Source organism: Aquicella siphonis, assembly GCF_902459485.1.
Classification (GTDB): Bacteria; Pseudomonadota; Gammaproteobacteria; order DSM-16500; family DSM-16500; genus Aquicella; species Aquicella siphonis.
On the sequence record NZ_LR699119.1, the window covers coordinates 1,223,916 to 1,244,505 of the forward strand.

The window sequence follows — 20,590 nt, forward strand, 5'->3', positions numbered from 1 at the left end:
TTATCATCCTTATGCTGCCTGGGCAAAATCGAACAATTCTCTCAGCACAACAGAGTATGTCACAAATCCGACAGCATCGCTTGATTTGATATCTGCCAGAAGTTTTTGCCAGCGTTCCATTAAAAACTGATATCGATGTATCCAGAAATCAATGCGGTCATTGATACTTTTATCTTTCACTTCTTTTGACTTCATTGTCAGAATACGAGTGCTCAGCTTGCGCTGCACACGATCGAGATCATCCCTAAAACCGGCGCGCGCCAATTCATCCCACTGGTTTTCAACGACATAGGAATTCATCAGCTCACGCAGCCAATTTAATTCAAGGCGGTTGCCGATCAGATAATAGGTTTTTGCCACCTCTGTCAAGTCCAGGTCATACTTTTGCGCGGCTTCCACAATATCCAGAGAAGTGAACAAGGTATTGCATCCAGCAATGCTCTTTGCCAGCTTGTCCGGCACGCCCTGATCAATCAGGTAATTGACCGCCGCGTCATAAGCTTCCTTATCCATGCCGTCCAGCACTTGCGGGAGCCGCCTGCTTAATTCATTGATATGCGGAGCAAAGTCATCTATGGTTTTTTGTATATCCAAGCTGGGCTTGCGATTGCGTAAAAGCCAGCGCGTGGCGCGACGTATCAGATAATAGATCTGCAGCATCATTCTATACTGAATATGCTGGCCGACTTTGAAGTCCAGAGCCATGATTTGCTGCCACAGTTCTTCCATATGGAAAATGTTTTCGGCAATCGAGTACGCGCGTATGATGAAGGCGACGGAAGCACCGGTTTCCCGCTGCAGCCTCTCCACAAAATTAATTCCCATGCGGTCAGTAATGCTCTTGCATAACTGAGTGGCGATGATTTCCCTGCGCAAGCTGTGTTCCTGCATTTGAGGCAGGTATTTTTCGCGCAGTGGCTTGGGAAAAGCTGTCAGCAGAAACTTGCCGAAATAGGGATCTTCCGGAACATCGCTGGCCAAAATGTCTTGTTTCAAATACATCTTGCAATAAGCAAGCAGCATGGCAATTTCAGGCCGTGTCAGCGGTTTATTGCCGGCCTTGCGTTCCAGCAGGGTTTTGTCATCAGGCAAATATTCCAGCTTGCGATCCAACCGCCCTGTTTTCTCAAGATCATTCATATACTGTCTGAATAAATCGATGGTCTGCTGGGCAACCGAGGTTTCCAGACTAAGCATTTGTGTCTGATCATAATTGTCTAATAAAACCAGCGCCGCGACCTCATCAGTCATTTTTTCCAGCAGTTTGTTGCGCTGTTCAAGCGTCATTTCGCCGTCCGCCATCAGCCGGTTGAGCAGGATTTTGATGTTAACCTCATGGTCCGAGCAGTCAACGCCTGCGGAATTATCGATAAAATCAGTGTTGACGATACCGCCTTGCAGTGAGTATTCAATACGCGCGAGCTGAGTCATTCCCAGGTTTCCGCCTTCCGCGATGACACGCGCGTTTAACTCCGTCGCGTCTATGCGTATGCCATCATTGGTTCTGTCACCCACATCAAGATGTGATTCCTGGGTGGACTTGACAAATGTCCCAATGCCGCCATTCCAGATAAGGTCCACGGGTGCCTTGATCATGGCGCGGATTAATTCGTTTGGAACCATCGAGTCTTTCTTTGTGTTCAGAATATGCTTGATTTCGGGTGTCAGCTTGATGGATTTGGCGGAACGATCGAAAACACCGCCGCCCACGGAAATCAGCTGGGGGTTGTAATCTTTCCAGGAGGATCGCGGCAAGTGAAACAAGCGTTTGCGTTCTTCATAACTCAGTGCAGGATCCGGATCGGGGTCCAGAAAGATATGCATATGATTAAACGCGCCTATAAGTTTAGTGTGTCTTGAGAGCAGCATGCCGTTTCCAAACACATCCCCGCTCATGTCGCCTATGCCGACAACAGTGAAATCATCATTTTCCGGATCGATATTCAGCTCGCGAAAATGACGTTTTACCGAAACCCACACGCCGCGAGAAGTAATCCCCATTTTTTTATGGTCATATCCGGCGGAGCCGCCGGAAGCAAACGCATCACCCAGCCAGAAATCGTATTTTTGCGCGATGCCATTGGCGATATCCGAAAATGTCGCCGTGCCCTTGTCTGCCGCCACAACCAGGTAAGGATCATCACCATCATATCTCACCACGTCAGCCGGGGGAACGGTGGCGCCCTCCTTGATATTGTCGGTAATATCCAGCAGTCCCGAAATGAATATGGAATAACAGTGTATGACTTCTTTCATGTAATCATCGCGCGTCATTTCCGGGGTGAGCGCCGTCTTGACAACGAACCCGCCCTTCGCGCCTTCGGGAACAATAACTGTGTTTTTGACCTGTTGGGCTTTCATCAAGCCCAGGATTTCCGTGCGGAAATCCTCTCGCCGGTCGGACCAGCGCAGGCCGCCGCGCGCCACTTTGCCTGCGCGCAAGTGCACACCCTCAACCCGGGGCGAATAGACAAATATTTCATATCGGGGACGCGGCAAGGGAAGATCTGAAATTTTTGCCGGGTCGAATTTGAAAGAGAGATAGGGTTTTTCGATGCCTTCGGCCGATTTCTGAAAATAATTAGTGCGAATGGTGGCCTGAATCAATTCCAGCAGTCTGCGAATAATGCGGTCCTCATCCAGACTGGCAACCGAATCCAGCATCTTTTCGATATAATCAATCAGCTCCTTGGGATCAGACCGTTGGTTCTCGTCACATGCGGGATCAAAGCGCAGTAAAAAGAGCTGTACCAGCGCCATGGCAAGTCCGGCATTGTTAATCAGCGCCTTTTCTATATAATTCTGGCTGAATGTAAATCCCGTCTGGCGCAGATATTTGGTATAGGCGCGTAATGCCGATGTTTGCTGGCAGGTCAGACCGGCTTCTAATACCAGACGATTAAATCCGTCATTTTCCGCTTTTCCGAACCAGATTTTAGTGAAAGCATCCTGGAAAATATCCTTGATATCGTCAATATCGATGTCTTTGTTGATGGCATATGTCATATTGAAATCATTGATCCAGATATGCTTGCCATCCCTGAATTTCAATTCATGCGGCCGTTCGCCAATAATTTTCAGGCCCATATTCTCCAGGATAGGAAGGACATCGGAAAGAACAATGGTCTGTTCGGCGTGAAAGAGTTTCAGGTTCAATGTGTTATTATCATTGGATTTTGAAAAAAGCATGCCTAACGGACGCGCGTCAGACAGGGATTCGATTTTTTCGATATCATCCAGCGCTTCATGAACTGAGTAATCTTCAATATAGCTGGCGGGAAATGCCTTCTGATATTTACCATAATACCTGAGACCTTCGGCTTCGCCATAATGCTCCACCAGCCGGTCTTTCAAATCATCCGACCAGGAGCGCGACACTGTAATCAGTTTCTTTTCAATTTCAGCCAGGTCAAATTCCACGGGAATTTTTGGATTGACGCGGATGAGAAAGTGAATGCGCGCCAGTACTGAATCAGAAAAATAAGTTGTGAAAGTGCAGTCAATCCCTTTAAAGGCCTGCATCAGGATTTCCTGCATCGCCAAAGCAAGGTCCGTGTCGAAAATTTCCCTTGGAACATACACCAAGCAGGAAAAATAACGGTAATAAGCATCGCGGCGCACCAGCAGCCGTATGCGTTTGCGCTCTTTCAGCTGTATGATGCCCAGTGTCAATTCCATTAATTCTTCATGAGTGGCCTGGAACAAATCATCGCGAGGAAGCGTTTCCAGAATATGGACCGCTTCCTTGCCGTCGTGACTGTCCGGCGGAAAACCCAGGTCTTCGAGCACCTTGTCAACCTTATGGCGCAGGAATGGAATTTGACGGGGACTGGAATGATAGGCCGTGGAGGTATATAACCCGATGAAGCGATGTTCGCCTGTCAGTTCGCCTTTGTCATTAAAAATTTTGACACCAATGTAATCCGTATATGCCTGGCGATGAACCGTCGAGGTGGTATTGGTTTTGGCTATGATCAGAATATTTTTAGATAAAGCCATTTTTCGCGCTTGCGGCGGCAGTTCGGCATAGGTTTTTGATGTTGTGCTAAACGTTTCATCGCGCAGCACACCCAATCCCGAACCTGGAACAATTTGCAAGGCGCGGTTGGTGCCATTGCCTATCAGTTTATAGTCGCGGGCACCCAGAAAAGTAAAATTGTTGTTGATGAGCCAGCGTAAAAAATCACGTGATTCGGCAAGCTCTGCCTGGTCAACATTAGTGTGAGGATTGTTTTCCAGTTCGCTCAGACACTCTTCCACACGATTTACCATCTTGCGCCAGTCCGCGACGGAAACACGCACATCACTGAGAACGCTGCCAATTTCCTGTTCCAGTTCCATCATGGTGTTCTTGTCAGTCAGCCTGTCAATTTCTATATATATTGGCGCCTCACCAGTAGTATGTTCATCCATGGTGGCGGGCGTCGCAATATCCGTGATTTTATGATGGGCATCCCGTTTAACCTTGAATCCGCCGAAATGGATGATAAAGTGAATCTGATAACCAAACCGGTTGACAACCATGCGGGATGAATCGACAAGAAACGGAATATCATCATGTGAAATCTGTATGATTGTATGCGACGATGACCAGCCGTCTTTTTCCTTGTCCGGATTAAATATACGAATCTTGGCTTCACCGGGCGCGCGCTGCTGAATGTATTTCCAATGTGACAGTAAAATACCATACAAATCAGCAATCGGCCGGTTTTTCAAATCGTCGACAGCGGACGAGGCATAATACCGTTGAGCGAAAATCTCAAGCAAACGCACATCTTTTTCATGGGCGTTATCTTGAATATAGGTCTTCAATTGATTGATGATGTTTTGGCATTCGCCATTATTGGCACCGGTCATGTCTGCTCCCGCTTTGCAATATTATTTGTAGGGCCACGCTCTTACCCTGCTCTTTGAAAATGTAACAGCACAAATTTTAGTCCCATGAGGCTTAAATCTCAACGAAGATAAACAGGAAGAGCTTCAGAAGCCTTAATCCACCTGCCCTGCTCAAGACTGACTGCGGCAAGCTGTAACACTGCCTCCGCTGTGGGCGCTAATGCCGCATAAACCGCCTGCGGAGCCCAGCCTAGCCGTGTACAAATGACCTTTTCATGCTTGTCCCAGCCGTCTCCGGCACCAACCCAGTCATTCGTGTCCGGTCTGCTAATATCCATGGGTGCACATAATTGTTCTTTCCCATCCAATATCATCAGTCCCTGCTCGCCGACTTGATACCGGGCCCAGTATAACTGCTCCATACGCGCATCCACTGCGACTAATACCTTTGTACATTGTTGCGCCAGCAAAGCGGTCTGGGCAAGCGCAGCCAGAGAAGAAACCGGAATAACAGGCTTCTGACCGGCAAACCCCAAGCCCTGGGCGACACTATTGGCAATGCGTACCCCGGTAAAACTGCCCGGTCCGCAGCCATAGGCAACAGCATCCAGATCATTTATCGTCAGAGCACCCGCACTCAGGATTTCCTGAATAAGCGGCAGGATCATGCGGGCTTGCTGCATGGGGGCGATATGGTGACTGGAAATGACTTGGCGATCATTCTGTAGCGCGATTGAACAGGCATTAAAGGACGTTTCCAAGGCCAGTATTTTCATCCTGATACCTGCTTCGCGGAATATAATGCCTGGAACAGCCGTTCTTCTGGTTTTATCATCCGGCTGGTGAGCTGCCAACAGATATAAATGATAGTATTTATTTTGGCCATTCTTTCTCGAGATACTGAAGTTTATCTTCTATTTCCGTCCACTGGTCTGCATCAGCAGGTGCATCCTTACGGCGGTTGATATTAGGCCATTTTTCGGAAAGCTCGGCGTTTAATGGCAGGTATGACTGATATTTGTCAGGCAGATCATCTTCAGAATAAATGGCGTTAACAGGACACTCAGGTTCGCATAATGCACAGTCTATGCATTCGGTGGGATTAATAACAAGAAAATTAGGACCTTCATAAAAACAGTCGACCGGACAAACTTCCACGCAGTCGGTATATTTACAGCGTATGCACTTTTCGGTTACAACAAATGTCATTGATATAGCTTACCATATTCACATTTGTCACCCCACACCTGGTCTTTCCGCCACTGCGCCAGCGGCGATCTCATCGCATGACTTGTGACTCTGTCGGGGCGTACCTGTCAGTAATTCATGCCCGAGGCCGGAATCGAACCGGCACGGGATTAGATCCCGAGGGATTTTAAGTCCCTTGCGTCTACCTGTTCCGCCACCCGGGCTATGTGAGAAAGAGCTTCGCGCTCAGCCATGCTGAATCGCGCGCCTCCTTTCCCAGTCTTTCGAAAATGAGGCTGGGGTCGGAATCGAACCGGCGTCCACGGCTTTGCAGGCCGCTGCATAACCACTCTGCCACCCAGCCCAAAACAAAAAACCCCAGATCAATTCTGAGGCTTTCTTGTAACCTGGAGCGGGAAACGAGACTCGAACTCGCGACCCCAACCTTGGCAAGGTTGTGCTCTACCAACTGAGCTATTCCCGCATAATTCCATAAATATACATGCTACTTAGCGTTCGGAGTGCATGTCTTAATTTGCGTGTAATTCTATCCCGGCACTGAAGTATGTCAAGCGATTTATGAGAAATAATTCAATCTGAAACGACTAACCGCACCCAGGCGGCTTTTAAATAAATCAGCATAGACCAAATAGTTAACACTGCTGAGATATAAAGCAAAATATAACTCGTAAGCACCAGGGTCGAATTGGTAGTATTATCGCAGTACAGCAAGACAATCAGGGCCAGCATTTGTACCGCAGTTTTCACTTTTCCCAGACTTGATACGGAAACGCTCGCGCGCTTGCCGATTTCTGCCATCCATTCGCGCAAGGCAGACACAATAATTTCCCTCGCCACGATAATAGCAGCGGGAATGGTAATAACAAAGGTAGGTATGGAAACAACGGATGAAGGCACGCTGACGAATTGAAAAGTAGGCTCCGCGACTATCAGGACAAGCGCAATAGACACCATGAGTTTATCAGCAACCGGATCGAGAAATGCGCCTAATTTGGTGGATTGTTTGAGATATCTGGCAAGATAACCGTCCAGCCAGTCCGTGATTGCAGCTATGGCAAAAACGATGGCCGCAGCCAAATGGCCCCAGGAAAATGGCAGGTAGTAAAAGATGGCAAGCAGCGGAATCACCGATATCCGTATTATGGTGAGTACATTGGGCCAATTAAACATTTGATCATACGGTCGTGTCATGGAATGCTGCAAATATTCTCTCTGCCAGAGAACGGCTAATACCCGATACTTTTGTCAACTCATCAAGACTAGCATGAGCTATGCCTTGAATACCACCAAAATAACGTAACAAATCACGGCGGCGTTTTGCGCCTATGCCGGGCAAACGCTCAAGAGGAGACTGACGCCTGGTTTTATCCCGACGCTGCCTATGCCCTGTGATCGCAAAGCGGTGTGCTTCATCACGGATTTGCTGAATGAAATGCAAGGCGGGCGCATCCGCAGGCCAGCGCACAGGAGGCAAACCGTCAATATGCAAAGTCTCAAAACCCGGCTTACGGTCAGGCCCTTTCGAAACCCCGACCAATAATAAAGAATGAATTTGCAGATCAGCCAGTATGTCTTTCGCTGCAGCAAGCTGGGCCTGGCCTCCATCGATCAAGACCAGATCGGGGAGCAGAGCGTGTTCTTTTTGCAGCCTCTTGAAGCGTCGTGTTAATGCCTGACGCATCGCTGCAATATCATCTCCAGGCTGGATATCATGAATATTGAAACGCCGATAATCACATTTGACAGGACCGTTTTGATCGAACACCACACACGCAGCCACTGTTGCTTCTCCCATAGTGTGACTGATATCAAAGCATTCTATTCGTCTTGGCGGATTTTTCAGGTTTAAAGCTGCTTGTAACGCAAGCACGCGTTCCTGCAAGTTGGTTTTATTGTATATATGCGCGGATAGCGACTGCCGGGCACTGAGGGTAGCCATGGCCAGCCATTTTTTCTTTTCACCTCGCGATGGCTTGAGAACCTCGACCTTATGCCCCGCCTGTTCTGCCAGCACATTCTCGAGCAGTTTTTGTTCCAGAATTTGCGCATCTACCACAATCAGCCTGGGTATACTTTCAACATGAGAAGCATCAGCAAGATAATGCTGGGTCAAAAATGCCTCAATGATTTCATCCGTATGTGAATATGCAGGAACAGCGGGAAAATAAGACCGACTATCCAATACCTGTCCGCCGCGTATGGACAAGAGCTGAAGACAGACAATTCCCGCCTGCATGGCGAAACCGATGACATCCGCGTTGCCGTGTGTGACATTCACGTACTGGCGGTCCTGGATTTGTCTCAAACGTGTGATCTGGTCACGGTAAAATCCGGCAAGTTCATAATCCAGCGCATGTGCCGCCGTTTCCATGCGGCATTGAAGTTCCTCAATCACCTGATGGCTCTTGCCTTCCAGAAATAAAATCGCAAGCTGGACATAGTGAGCATAATCAGCCTCAGAGATTAATTTTACACAAGGCCCCGAACAGCGCCCGATTTGATACAACAGGCAGGGCCGCGTTCGCGCATTAAAATAACTGTCGCGACAGGTACGGATGCGAAATATTTTCTGTATCAGACTGATGGTTTCCCTTACGGCAAGGGAACTCGGATACGGCCCGAAATACAACGCATTCTTTTTTCGTGCGCCCCGGTATACATCTATTCGCGGATAACCATGATGTGAAATCAATATATACGGGTAACTCTTATCATCACGTAATAAAACATTATAACGAGGCCGGTGTTTTTTGATTAAATTACATTCCAGCAATACCGCTTCGTTTTCAGTGTGTGTAATCGTGATATTGATGTCGTGTATGTGCTCTACCAGCGAAAGCGTTTTCGGATCTTTTGATTTGCCGCCAAAATAGCTGGAGACCCGCCTTTTTAAATCTTTGGCCTTGCCTACATACAAAACCTCACCTTTATCGCCCAGCATTTGATAAACACCCGGGTGATGAGAAAGGTTGGCGAGAAACGTCTTGATATTTTTAATCATGAGCAAGCATCAAAGACAGGATATTAATAGCTATATTATACGCCATTCTACGACAAGGCGAAAAAATCTCATTCCTGTTCGGACTTTGCGCCCTCAAGCATGCCAAGCCGCATCGCCATCAGAGTCAATTCAACATCACTATTAATGTTCAGCTTGTCGAATATCCGATAGCGGTAGCTGTTAACTGTTTTGGGGCTCAAGCAAAGTTTTTTGGATATATCCTGAACCTTTTGTCCTTGAGTAATCATGAGCATGATTTGCAATTCACGCTCAGACAACATATCCAGGGGGGATTCCTCACCTTTGGTAAAGCGCTTAATGGCGATCTGCTGCGCAATTCCCGGACTGATATAACGCTGTCCGGAATGTATTGTTCTGATAGCTCTGATCATTTCATCAGGATCACAGCCTTTTGTAATATAACCGGATGCCCCCGCCTGGAGCAGTCGGGAGGGATAAGGCTCATCTTCATAAATAGTCAGGGCAAGGATTTTAATATCGGGATTGTGGCGAATCATTTTGCGGGTCGCTTCCAGACCGCCTATGCCTGGCATATGCACATCCATAACGACGACATCGGGAACCAATTCTTTGGCCAAGAGTACCGCTTCTTCGCCTGTACTTGCTTCGCCAACAACTTTGATGGCTTGCACATCCTGCAGCAGGCGTTTTATACCCATGCGTACAAGTTCATGGTCATCTACTAACAGAACTTTTATCAAGGCTGTCCCCTAATATCCAATGCGATTTGTCGGAGAGAGAGGGATTCGAACCCCCGGTGCCCAGAGGACACAACGGTTTTCAAGACCGCCGCTTTCGACCGCTCAGCCATCTCTCCAGAATTTTATAATGACATATTGATCAATTCGCAAGCAGTGAATATTAACGTTATTTTTATTAGACGTCTATATCGTAATGATAAAAAATTAGAAATTAATTTAACATTCCCCATCGGCGCCCCGCAAGAGCACCGGGGATAAATTTATCAGAGATATTAACAGGTTATCGACTTGGCGGTAAAAGCAATTTATTCGCCTTTGGGCGGAAAAAGATGCGGCGGGGTCCTCAATCATTCCAGATGCACTTACCCTGCTTTTGCAGCAATTGAAGATACAACTCATGATCTTTCAATTCCGTTTCAGCTGCCCGCATGATGATCAGCTTATGGTTTTGGATGCGCCGGGTATGCGCCGTTCCTGAAGATTGGGTTTGCGCATCCCGCGTCTCAGCCGCGGCGTCAAAAAAACTGCCTTGGCCGCCAGTCATGGCCAGATAGACCTGGGCCAGCAAATGCGCATCCAACAAAGCGCCATGCAAATCGCGTTTTGAATTATCTACCCCATAACGCTTGCATAAGGCATCAAGACTGTTGCGCTGGCCAGGGTGCATTTGTCTCGCCAATTGCAAGGTATCAATCACATTGCAATAATCGGCTACGGCTTTCCATCGTTCACGAGTCAGGAGTAATTCATTATTCAGGAATGAAAGATCGAACGGCGCATTGTGTATGATCAATTCCGCACCGGAAATAAAATCCATCAATTCTTTAACTATCTCTTTAAACAGAGGTTTGTTATGCAGAAATTCATTGGATAAGCCATGAACCGCCAGCGCACCGGCTTCTACCTCACGCTCCGGATTAATAAAATGATGAAAATGATTTCCGGTCAATTTACGGTCCACCATCTCCAGGCAGCCTATTTCAATAATACGGTGGCCGTCTTCAATGCGTAACCCTGTTGTTTCCGTATCCAGAATAATCTGCCGCATGCCTCACGATTTCTCCGCGTTTAAAAGTTCATCAATGGCCTGGTTTGCAACACGGTCTACGCGCTCATTTTCAGGATGGCCGCTATGACCTTTTACCCAATGCCAGTTAATTTCATGGCGCGAAACCTCTTGATCGAGAAGCTGCCATAAATCAGCATTTTTCACCGGCTGCTTGTCTGCCTTCTTCCAACCGCGCTTTTTCCATCCTTTTACCCATTCTGTAATGCCTTTCTGTAGATATTGCGAATCCGTATGCAATTCAATTTTGCAATTTTCTCGCAGTGCAGCCAGCGCCTTGATTGCCGCTGTCAGCTCCATGCGATTATTGGTAGTCAGTGTCTCGGCTCCGGATAAAACTCTCTCATGCCCCCCATATCGCAGCAAGGCACCCCACCCGCCCGGCCCTGGATTACCCCGGCATGCTCCATCTGTATATATTTGTACATGTTTCATTTGGATTGTCTGGCAATATTACCGGAAATAGTCGATGAAATACGGATTCCGCTCAATTGTTGTTTCCACTTTAACCTTATGGGTGTCAGAGGAATGACTTTGGCGCGTGCTACCAATATATAGACACCGCCCATCCGGGGGAAGCATTTCTTGCCGATCTTTTCAAGAAACTGCAGTTTATGGTAGAGCTTGGGACGATTGACCGGCGGTGTGTACAAAACGGACTCACTTCTTTCCATAGCGAAATCCGCAAGCCTGAGCCAGTTTCTGATTTTATGAAAATGTATAAAATTGCTTCCCCAGGGTATGTTTTTCTTGTGTTTGGTCATGAGCTTTCGCAATCCCCAGGTGCTGTACGGATTAAATCCGCTGACAACAATTAATCCTTCAGGTTTGATGATGCGGCAGGCTTCGGATAATAACTGCCGGGGATTATCAACAAATTCCAGCGTATGAGGTAACAAAACCAAATCGATGCTGCCGGTCAGGATAGGCAGTTCATGCAAATCCCCTTCAATCAAACCGGGTTCATGCGCATGGGTGATTATGGGTGTAATTAGCGAATGACAGGGAATAGCCGTTGATTTCAACAATTCATATTGATGGGGCACGCCTATCAGAACGGCATGTTTGCCGAAATGCCGACCAAGCAGGCTTGCCATCTGCGCTGCTTCAGCATCCAAAAGCCGCTTGCCCAAAAATTGTTGGGCCAGCCAGTGATTCCAGTGTTGAAGCGTACGATAGCCGTGTGCCAAAGCTTTTCCATCTCCCGACTAATTTTGTTACTATAGCATACCAAATCTTGACGTACAGTGATTAATCAGTACTATCTAAGGTCATGTTAATGGAATTAACAATTCTAAATCATAGTGACTTCAATATACCGGCATCATGCCTATTGTGTCGCCGTGTGACGTCAATACGTTGTAAATTCCGCATTTGTCTTGTTTTTTCGTCGTACCCTTTTAATTTTTTTGACTCAGGAAAATTAAAAATGCTTAAATTTTAACTAATAATAACATTGCACGAAGTAATGCCGAGGACAGATGCGTGTTGAAAAGATTTAAAGCCTTGCTGGCTAAAATTGCTGACAAGAATGGATTGCGCAGTAGGATATATGCTTTGATTAGACAAAAAATGCGATTAATGCGCAATGCGGCGATCAAATGCCTGCTTTTATCGGCTGGCAGCATTCTGATTGGCGGAATCTCTTTTGCTTTACCCAATCCTGAAGGCATTCAGGTGTATCAAAAATACCTGCCCCCTGAACACAAACAGAAACTGGCTGATGATATCACCCGTTATCGAAATGCAGACAATCTCTGGGATGTGTTACGAGACGAATTCTCATTGGCACATTATGAAGAAAGTTACGCGGTACAAGTCAAAATTGAATGGTACATGAATAATCAGGATTATCTTCTGCGTTCCGCCTCGCGCGCGGCACCTTATCTGTATTATATTTCACAACAGGTCAAAAAACGTCACTTGCCTGCGGAACTCGTTTTACTGCCCATTGTCGAAAGCGGTTACAATCCCTTTTCTGTTTCCAATATGGGTGCATCGGGGATTTGGCAATTAATGCCGGATACAGCATCCGGATTAGGCGTCAAACGCGACTGGTGGTACGACGGACGCCGGGATGTCATCGCGTCAACACGCGCCGCACTCAATTATCTTGCATACCTGCAAAGTTTTTTTGAAGGGAACTGGCTGCTGGCTATCGCAGCGTACAATACCGGTGAAGGTAATGTGCTGGCCGCGATCAAAAGAAATATTCGCGATGGCCGGGACACGGATTTTTGGTCGTTGCCGTTGGCACAGGAAACCAGGGATTATGTACCCAGCCTGCTGGCGCTGGCAGCGATTATCAGTCGTCCGGACAAATACCCTGTGTATCTGCCCCCGGTTAGAAATGCCCCTTACCTTGCACAAGTTGATATCGGAACCCAGATCAATCTCAAGCTGGCCGCCGCTCTCGCCGGCATCAGTCATCAAAAGCTGATGCAGTTGAATCCGGGGTTCAAAAGCGCCTCCACTTCGACCAGCGGCCCATATAAGCTGGTTTTACCCATTGAAAACATAGAACAGTTTACCGAAAATCTGGCAAGATCGCCGCTTAACCGTAAAGTGAACTGGATACATTACAAAGTCAAATCCGGTGACACACTAATGTCCATATCCAGAAAGTTCAAGACGACCACGAGTGATATTCGAAAAATGAACCATCTCAGCAAGAGCACCATCCGCCCGGGAACAAATCTGCTGATTCCACATTCCGGCGCAGACAGCGATGATGATGCTGAAGATGACGCCTATCCAGTCCAAGAACTGCTTGCTGAAAAAGAAGATCATCGCAAGCCGGCCATCCGCAAAACAACCGATGACATATCCTCCAAAATAAAAAAATCACAGGATATCGTCCCGGTGATCGTTTCTGAAAAAAACGGAAATTCATACAAGCTTCAGCCAGGCGATACCATTTACATGGTGCGATCAAAAGATACGCTGGACAAAATTGCCAAACGTTTTCATATCAGCAGCCAGTCACTTCGCCAAGCGAACCGGTTGACATCGAATCAAATCAAACCTGGCAAGCAAATCATCATACCCACGCATCCGGTCGTAACAGCGAGCAAAAAATCCCCCGTTCCGTCTGCTAAAAAGATACAGCCTGGCGATACCATTTACATGGTCAGACGCGGTGATACCATAGAAAAGATTGCGCGCAAATTCCGCACCACAGCTTCGGCTATACGCATCAACAATCTGGTAGATAACAGTTCCCTGAGCGAGGGTGACAGGCTTGTCATCCCCACTCATATTCGTGGTTAGTGTTCTTTTTATTAATATGATCAAGGAGAAAAAAGCATGACAATTAAAAAAATAATAAGTATTGGCGTCCTGGCAGCAGGTTTGTGCAGTGTTCCTCTGGCAGCCCAGGCAGGCCTCACTATTGTGAATAACACAGACAAGGATTCCACTTCCATCATTAATGATGGAATGTGTTCAAGTTCTCTCTCAGGCGGAATTACCAAAGCACATTCAACAAACAAGGTTTCTGATATTATTATCGGCTTTGCGTGCTATGGTCATGCTTCTGACTGCAAAGCAGATGTCTATATGACCGATAATTGCAGCGGAGACAAAGTCGCCACTGTCATGTTTGATACAAAAAAAGGCATTTATGACATCAAGAATGTGGATACAACAAAATTTAAAATCTCCGGTTCAGGATTCACTGTTAATTTGGACAGCGGATCAGCGCTTGCGGTGAAATAAGTCCTTTCTTCCTGTTCCCGGAATAGTTTATGACTTTCCGGGAGCAGTTTTTAAATGACGCACTCCCCTCTTCCTTTCTATTGCCATTCTATATTTATACAGTAATAATCGCTCTTTATCTTCTGTGCGCAATCATTGCATCATGGAGACACAAACCGGATGGATATCCTGGTGGATTATCCGGCTATGGGATTAACAAAGTTTTCAAGGAGAAAAGATGAAAAAAAAACTGATAACCTGTTTTACCGCGGCAATAGTTTCGTTTGCTGCCGCTTCTTATGCTGACATCACCATGCATTCATACGCCGCAAATGCTTGCCAGAAACTTTCAGGACAATGGGCGGGAACAGGTACTGCCAAAAACTGGATGATTGGCCAATGTGAATATAGCGGCTCCGGGACGGCGAGCAGTGTGGATGCCGCAGGCAATTTCACTTTGAAATTCAATGCAGACAAGGACTCGGGAAGTATGCTTTGCCCCAAACACACCTCACAGCAAATGTCGGGAAAATGCATTAATGGAGACATTACCATCAATACGGAATATGGCAGCCTAAAAGGCAGCCTTTCAGAAAAAACCGGTGAAGCCAAAGGAACTTTACACATTTCACCCGGCGTACAAGCAGATCTGACCATCAGAATACAAAGAACCGGCTAACACATAGCGTGCAATAAAAATGGCGGCAAATATGCCGCCATTTTTATTATTTTAACCCTGTAGTAAAGATCAGCCATTCCCAGGGTCAGGTCAAACACCCTGGGAACTTTTTTAGCCGCCTAAACGATGTCCCAGGTGACTTGGCCGGACAATACATCTGCACCGCCTTTGACATGGCCGTTAGTTGATACCGTTTCAGCGCCATTAACCTGCGGCGGAGGATTGACTTTAACCTTGCCAAAGAAAAAGATATGAGACCAGCCAACGTCAAGTCCTATGGTTTTTGTTGCCTGGAAATGTCCGCCTAAGGCCAAGGCATAGCGGTCGGAATCCGGCAACTGGACATTACGGTATCTGTCTCGCACGGGTGACTGATCATACCCTATACCCGAACGGATAATGATGGTTTCCGTGGGATAATAGTTGGCGCCAAGCGAAAGATTCCAGCTATTGCGGTAGTTTTCCGGAATTGATATCTGGATGTCCGTGCTGGGTGCAACCAATGTGACCGGGTCATTCACCAGACCAGCGACCTGATTAAGCGTCAAGGTCTTGAAGGTATTCCATTGCGTGTAAACCAGCGTACCCATAAACGCCCAGGATGGCGTGGCCTTGTGGAACACACTTAATGCGGTATAAGGCGGTAGTTTCACATTCGTGGTGGCACGGGAAGAAACAATAGGTCCGCCGCCATGCTCTGCGTTGGCTATTTCAGTGATAGGGCCAATGAACTTGCTGCTGCCAGAGAAATGATGAACCACCTGCGAGTGATAACTAATGCCCATACGAGTGCAAGGGTTAAATTCATACATAAAACCCAGACGAAATCCATAACCCGTATCATTTGCCTTATTGGTACTGCGGGTATCTTCTGATGTGATCACGGTCTTGTTAATGGAAAACGGACTCGGATCAATTAACGCAGCGACACTGTCAAATTCCGCATAAGCTCTTTGTATGTCAAAACCCGCGCCCACGGATGCCTTATCAGTAATCTGCATGCCAAGAGCAGGACTGATATCAACAACCCTGATAGAAGTCAATGTCGCGGCATAGCGCATGGGAGATGTCGTTCCATAACTGGTTTTCAAACCAAATGGAACATCCACACTGAAACCAAACCCTATCCAGTCGTTGATGGGTGCGACATATTGCAGGTTAGGAATGATACTGAATCCTCCGCCCTGTGCAGTGACACTGTCAAAGTTGACTGTCACAGGCTGAAAATGGGGTATCGGGAACGGATTAAATACAGGTGATAATTCTGTGACGCCCACGCTGCCCTGATATTTGAAATCTGAAGCAATTGCGGATCCACCTAATACAAATTGCTGGTTTTTGATACGGGTGATACCGGCGGGGTTATACCAGGTAATACTTGCATCATTGGCTTCCGCAGCATAGCCGGCGTGATAATTTCCAACGCTGGCTCCATCCTGTTCCCATAGCTGGAATGCCGAAGCCATTGCCTGAGTTGAACCTAACAAGCCCGATGCACAAAGAACAGTCACCAATGGGCGCATGACAAAACGTTTCATTGAGTCTCTCTCCTTAACTTTATTGTTTATCTCCTAAGCTTGATTGTCACATTCTACTTATTTTCAATATACATTCACTTGAAATAGGAGGCATGTTAAGGATACCGTATTTACATAACAAAACAAACTTTTCAAGCTAGTGAATCTTTACAGCCAAAACGTTTTCCAACATAACTCCATTAGGAACCAGCGCGACAGACTTTGACCTGCAGGATACGGATTCAAACTGCCTGATCAGGCTGAGCCCAATCACCTGTTCAGCCGCCATTGTGTTCATATGTAATCATTGTTCTTATGTGAAGCATATTCAAATAAAAGTTTCAGAAATTGCCAGCCGCCATGTGAAGAAGGTCAGCTTTATGGCCGTTTCATCCCTGGAAATGCAATCCTCTTGGCGTAACATGCTTTTCATTCGCCCAGGCCCGTTATCCCGGCGACTGGCCTAATAAGGGTGAACCTCATAATAATTTATTGTTTTTATTTAATTTTATTGCCCAGAACACAATTGGAATACCATTGCTATACTTAATTTATATTCTTGTGTATGTCACAAGTTATTTTGAACATAAAGCTATAATGATCCGTAAAATGAGAACAACCAAAAAGACACTGATGGCGGTGATTCGACGAGGGGGAGACTACAATGGAAATTGAAACATATTTAAAACTTGCATTGGAGCAGCGCGCGTCCGATGTGCACATTGTTCCGGGCATGCCGTTACTCATGCGTATCGACGGGGATTTACTGGCAACGAAAGATAAACCCAATTTTACCCCCGAAACCGCGAAAGAACTGATTTATAGTATCCTGACCAAAGAACAACAAGGCAAACTTGAAAAACATCTCGCACTGGATTTGGCGGTCAATTTTCCTAATGTGGGTAACTTTCGCGTGAATGCATTCCATCAAAGAGAGGGGCTTGCAGCCGTATTACGTGTCATTCCAGACAAAGTACCCACTTTTGATGAACTGAATTTGCCTATCATATTGAAAAGGCTGCTCGTGCAGCCGCATGGTTTGGTATTGGTAACAGGCCCAACAGGCTCCGGGAAAAGCACGACGCTGGCATCCATGATCGATTTTGTCAATACCATGAGACCATGTCACATCATTACAATAGAAGACCCCATCGAATACATACATAAAAATAAAAAGTGTTCCATCAATCAATTGCAGGTTGGCAGGGACACAAAAAGCTTTTCAGCAGCATTGCGCTCATCCCTGAGGCAAGACCCAAATGTGATCATGCTGGGTGAAATGCGCGATCTTGAAACTATTCGGCTTGCATTGACTGCGGCAGAAACCGGTCACCTGGTTTTGTCTACCATGCATGCCAGTTCAGCAGCCATTACTATCAGCCGTATCATAGATGTATTTCCTACGTCTGAAAGAAACCGCGTGAGAAACATGTTGTCTGAAACAATTGAAGCCGTGGTCTGTCAAACACTCGTCAAGAAAGCCGCTTCCGGACGCGTAGCCGCCTTTGAAGTCATGCTCGCCACCCCGGCAATACGCCATTTGATCAGCCAGGGTATGAATTCACACATAGAATCAACCATTCAAACCAGCGGCGACATGGGTATGTTCACACTGGAACAAAATCTCAAGGAACTGGTGGCAAAAGGTATTATTTCACAATCCACCAGTCGTTTGGTAAGCTCGCATCGTGACAGCATGAAATTCTCTGAGGGAGGCAAAAAACCTGTAAATGAACCCCTTGGTAATGTAGTCAACAAATAAAGTAAATAACCCTCATACAATGATATGAGGGTTATTTTTAAAGTAACACATCAAGTGGTTCAAACAGCGGTCGTTTCCCATTCCTTAACCTTTTGGCTCTCGCCTCTTGCTTCCTGTTGCTTGATATATTGCTGGTATAATTCATGTATCCCCTGGGTTTTGGCATAGTGAATGGGACCGCCCCGAAATGGCGCGAATCCAGTACCATAGACCATACCGGCATCCAGCAAATCACCGTCAGCCACCACTCCCTCACGCAGACACGCGAAAGCTTCGTTCAACATGGTTAAAACGAGGGGATTTGAAATGGTGTCCAATGGCTGGTCGTAAGGTTTCTCTTCACCTCTGATCTGTTTGCCGCGTTTGTCATATTGATAAAACCCTTCACCGGTCTTTCTTCCCAGCTTGCGCTGTTCCACACATTGTATGAGTTGCTGCGGAATGGGAGTGTTGAAATATTTACCCAGATATTTCGCCACGGAAAGACAAACATCCAGCCCCACTGTATCCGCCAGAGTAATGGGACCCATAGGCATTCCAAACTGTGTCATCGCCTTGTCTATGGCTGTCATAGGCACGCCTTCTTTGATTAACTCTACCGCTTCCAGCAAATAAGGCATAAGTATTCGGTTCACCAGGAATCCCGGGCTGCTTTTCACCGGCAGCGGCAGGCGGTCGATTTTCCTGACGAAGCTAATGGACTTCTCAACAATTTCCTGGCTAGTGTGCTGACCTTGCACTACTTCGACCAGCTGCATTTTTGCCACAGGATTAAAATAATGAATCCCCACCAGGCGTTCCGGTTGCTGCAATACCGTATTAATGTCATCCAAAGGAATGCTGGATGTATTGGTAGCCAGAATTGCCTGGGGTTTTGCTTTTGACTCTATCATCTTGAAAGTCGATTGTTTAACTGCAAGGTCTTCAATCACAGCTTCAATGATGATATCCGCTCTGGAAATGCCGTCACCATTAATATCCGGAATCAGCCTGTCCATGGCCTTTTCAATGAGATACTGTTCTTTCAGTTTGTCCTTGAATAACTTATGCGCACGCTTGATGGCTGGAGCAATAAAACGCGGTTCAAGATCTTGCAGTGTGACCGTCATTCCCTGCACGGCACACCATGCAGCAATATCGCCGCCCATTGTGCCCGCGCCTATCACGTGCACATGCTGCGGAGTGAAAGAGGATTCCTTCGCCAAACCTTTTAATCGATCCTGCAGAAAAAAGACACGCACCAGGTTTTGGCAGGTTTCGCTAAAAAATAATTTGCCGCAGCTTTTTGCCTCGCGCTCATAAGCCGCATCCGACTCCACACCGACCAGTTCCCAATTGTCTATCACATGAAATGGTGCGGGATAATGTAAAGGATTGACTTTTTTCTGGACTTGCTTGCGCAGATAATAACCGAGCATTTGCCGAATAATTTTCTGATTTGTCAGTGACTGTAATGTTCCGGGTTTATGCCTGGGCGGTTTGTTCAGGACATAATATTTTGCCGCATTAACCAACTGTCGTTTGGGCACAGCAGCGTCGACAAACCCAAGCTTTGCCGCAGCCTTTCCGCTGACGGTATGACCATTCAATATCAGGTTTAATGCCTGTGGCGCACCTATGAGGCGCGGCAATCTGACGGTTCCGCCCCACCCCGGATGAATTCCCAGTTTCACTTCAGGCAATCCTAGCCGGGTTTTTCCGCTTTCTTCCGCAACACGGTAATGACAAGCCAAGGCCAGTTCCAGACCTCCGCCCAGGCAAAAACCATCGATCATGGCGACGACGGGTAATTTTAACGCTTCCAGCTGATTTAAAATCTCTTGCCCCAGTGTCAACACACCTGTTGCTTCGGCAATGTCACTGAACTGTGTAAACTGGGAAATATCCGCGCCGGCGATAAAGCCGCTTTTTTTTGCCGAGGTGAGAATTACTCCCTTATGTGTAGTATCGATTTTTAGCATATCGACAATCCTGGAAAATTCTTCCATGACTTCCCGGTCCAGTGTGTTAACAGCGGAATGTTTTTTGTCGAAACATACCCATAATATCTGGTCCGAATCGGTTTCTAGCTGCCAGTGCTGATATGATTGTGACTTTGTCAT

At 46.7% G+C, this 20,590-nt stretch carries 15 protein-coding genes and 4 tRNA genes; 4 read left to right on the forward strand and 15 right to left on the reverse strand.

From position 1 onward, the window contains the following. Window positions 1-9: 9 nt before the first annotated feature. The 13 genes from AQULUS_RS05755 to AQULUS_RS05815 form a co-directional block, all read right to left on the reverse strand. On the reverse strand, window positions 10-4,857 hold the full coding sequence (locus AQULUS_RS05755) for an NAD-glutamate dehydrogenase (protein WP_148339137.1): 4,848 nt from the start codon (window positions 4,855-4,857) through the stop codon (window positions 10-12). Between the two features lie 98 nt (window positions 4,858-4,955). Further along, window positions 4,956-5,612 carry a tRNA (adenosine(37)-N6)-threonylcarbamoyltransferase complex dimerization subunit type 1 TsaB gene (tsaB, locus tag AQULUS_RS05760; protein ID WP_148339138.1) on the reverse strand — a complete coding sequence of 219 codons (657 nt, stop codon included), beginning with the start codon at window positions 5,610-5,612 and terminating at the stop codon, window positions 4,956-4,958. 97 nt (window positions 5,613-5,709) lie between these two features. Continuing rightward, complete coding sequence (fdxA, locus tag AQULUS_RS05765) at window positions 5,710-6,045, reverse strand: ferredoxin FdxA (RefSeq protein ID WP_148339139.1); 336 nt, start codon at window positions 6,043-6,045, stop codon at window positions 5,710-5,712. 118 nt (window positions 6,046-6,163) lie between these two features. Beyond that, window positions 6,164-6,248 (reverse strand) — tRNA-Leu (locus AQULUS_RS05770). Between the two features lie 69 nt (window positions 6,249-6,317). Next, window positions 6,318-6,388, reverse strand: a tRNA-Cys gene (locus AQULUS_RS05775). A gap of 44 nt (window positions 6,389-6,432) precedes the next feature. Then, window positions 6,433-6,508 (reverse strand) — tRNA-Gly (locus tag AQULUS_RS05780). Window positions 6,509-6,615: 107 nt separating this feature from the next. Then, complete coding sequence (gene pgsA, locus AQULUS_RS05785; RefSeq protein WP_232051847.1) at window positions 6,616-7,236, reverse strand: CDP-diacylglycerol--glycerol-3-phosphate 3-phosphatidyltransferase; 621 nt, start codon at window positions 7,234-7,236, stop codon at window positions 6,616-6,618. Then, on the reverse strand, window positions 7,220-9,046 hold the full coding sequence (gene uvrC, locus AQULUS_RS05790) for an excinuclease ABC subunit UvrC (RefSeq protein WP_148339140.1): 1,827 nt from the start codon (window positions 9,044-9,046) through the stop codon (window positions 7,220-7,222). Before uvrC ends, pgsA begins: the two co-directional genes overlap by 17 nt. A gap of 68 nt (window positions 9,047-9,114) precedes the next feature. Next, window positions 9,115-9,768, reverse strand: a complete 654-nt coding sequence (gene uvrY / locus AQULUS_RS05795; RefSeq protein WP_148339141.1) for a UvrY/SirA/GacA family response regulator transcription factor — start codon at window positions 9,766-9,768, stop codon at window positions 9,115-9,117. 30 nt (window positions 9,769-9,798) lie between these two features. Continuing rightward, a tRNA-Ser gene (locus AQULUS_RS05800) sits at window positions 9,799-9,884 on the reverse strand. Between the two features lie 227 nt (window positions 9,885-10,111). After that, on the reverse strand, window positions 10,112-10,816 hold the full coding sequence (gene dnaQ / locus AQULUS_RS05805; protein ID WP_148339142.1) for a DNA polymerase III subunit epsilon: 705 nt from the start codon (window positions 10,814-10,816) through the stop codon (window positions 10,112-10,114). Window positions 10,817-10,819: 3 nt separating this feature from the next. Then, on the reverse strand, window positions 10,820-11,269 hold the full coding sequence (gene rnhA / locus AQULUS_RS05810; protein ID WP_148339143.1) for a ribonuclease HI: 450 nt from the start codon (window positions 11,267-11,269) through the stop codon (window positions 10,820-10,822). Further along, window positions 11,266-12,024 (reverse strand): class I SAM-dependent methyltransferase, encoded by a 759-nt coding sequence (locus tag AQULUS_RS05815; RefSeq protein WP_148339144.1) that lies wholly within the window; start codon window positions 12,022-12,024, stop codon window positions 11,266-11,268. Before AQULUS_RS05815 ends, rnhA begins: the two co-directional genes overlap by 4 nt. A gap of 295 nt (window positions 12,025-12,319) precedes the next feature. On the opposite strand from AQULUS_RS05815, the gene AQULUS_RS05820 reads away from it, so the two are divergent. The 3 genes from AQULUS_RS05820 to AQULUS_RS05830 all read left to right on the forward strand — a co-directional run bounded on the left by AQULUS_RS05820 (window position 12,320) and on the right by AQULUS_RS05830 (window position 15,209). Next, window positions 12,320-14,104 carry a lytic transglycosylase gene (locus tag AQULUS_RS05820; RefSeq protein ID WP_148339145.1) on the forward strand — a complete coding sequence of 595 codons (1,785 nt, stop codon included), beginning with the start codon at window positions 12,320-12,322 and terminating at the stop codon, window positions 14,102-14,104. 36 nt (window positions 14,105-14,140) lie between these two features. Next, window positions 14,141-14,551, forward strand: coding sequence for a hypothetical protein (locus AQULUS_RS05825; RefSeq protein WP_148339146.1), 411 nt, complete (start codon window positions 14,141-14,143; stop codon window positions 14,549-14,551). A gap of 217 nt (window positions 14,552-14,768) precedes the next feature. After that, on the forward strand, window positions 14,769-15,209 hold the full coding sequence (locus AQULUS_RS05830) for a hypothetical protein (protein WP_148339147.1): 441 nt from the start codon (window positions 14,769-14,771) through the stop codon (window positions 15,207-15,209). Between the two features lie 119 nt (window positions 15,210-15,328). On the opposite strand, the gene AQULUS_RS05835 is transcribed toward AQULUS_RS05830, so the two are convergent. After that, window positions 15,329-16,747: an OmpP1/FadL family transporter gene (locus tag AQULUS_RS05835; protein WP_148339148.1), complete on the reverse strand. Its 1,419-nt coding sequence runs from the start codon at window positions 16,745-16,747 to the stop codon at window positions 15,329-15,331. 643 nt (window positions 16,748-17,390) lie between these two features. Between AQULUS_RS05835 and AQULUS_RS05840 the strand changes: the two genes are divergently transcribed. Continuing rightward, complete coding sequence (locus tag AQULUS_RS05840; protein ID WP_148339149.1) at window positions 17,391-18,488, forward strand: type IV pilus twitching motility protein PilT; 1,098 nt, start codon at window positions 17,391-17,393, stop codon at window positions 18,486-18,488. Between the two features lie 59 nt (window positions 18,489-18,547). On the opposite strand, the gene AQULUS_RS05845 is transcribed toward AQULUS_RS05840, so the two are convergent. Then, entirely contained in the window at window positions 18,548-20,590 is a 2,043-nt protein-coding gene (locus AQULUS_RS05845; RefSeq protein ID WP_172622751.1) for a 3-hydroxyacyl-CoA dehydrogenase NAD-binding domain-containing protein, read from the reverse strand.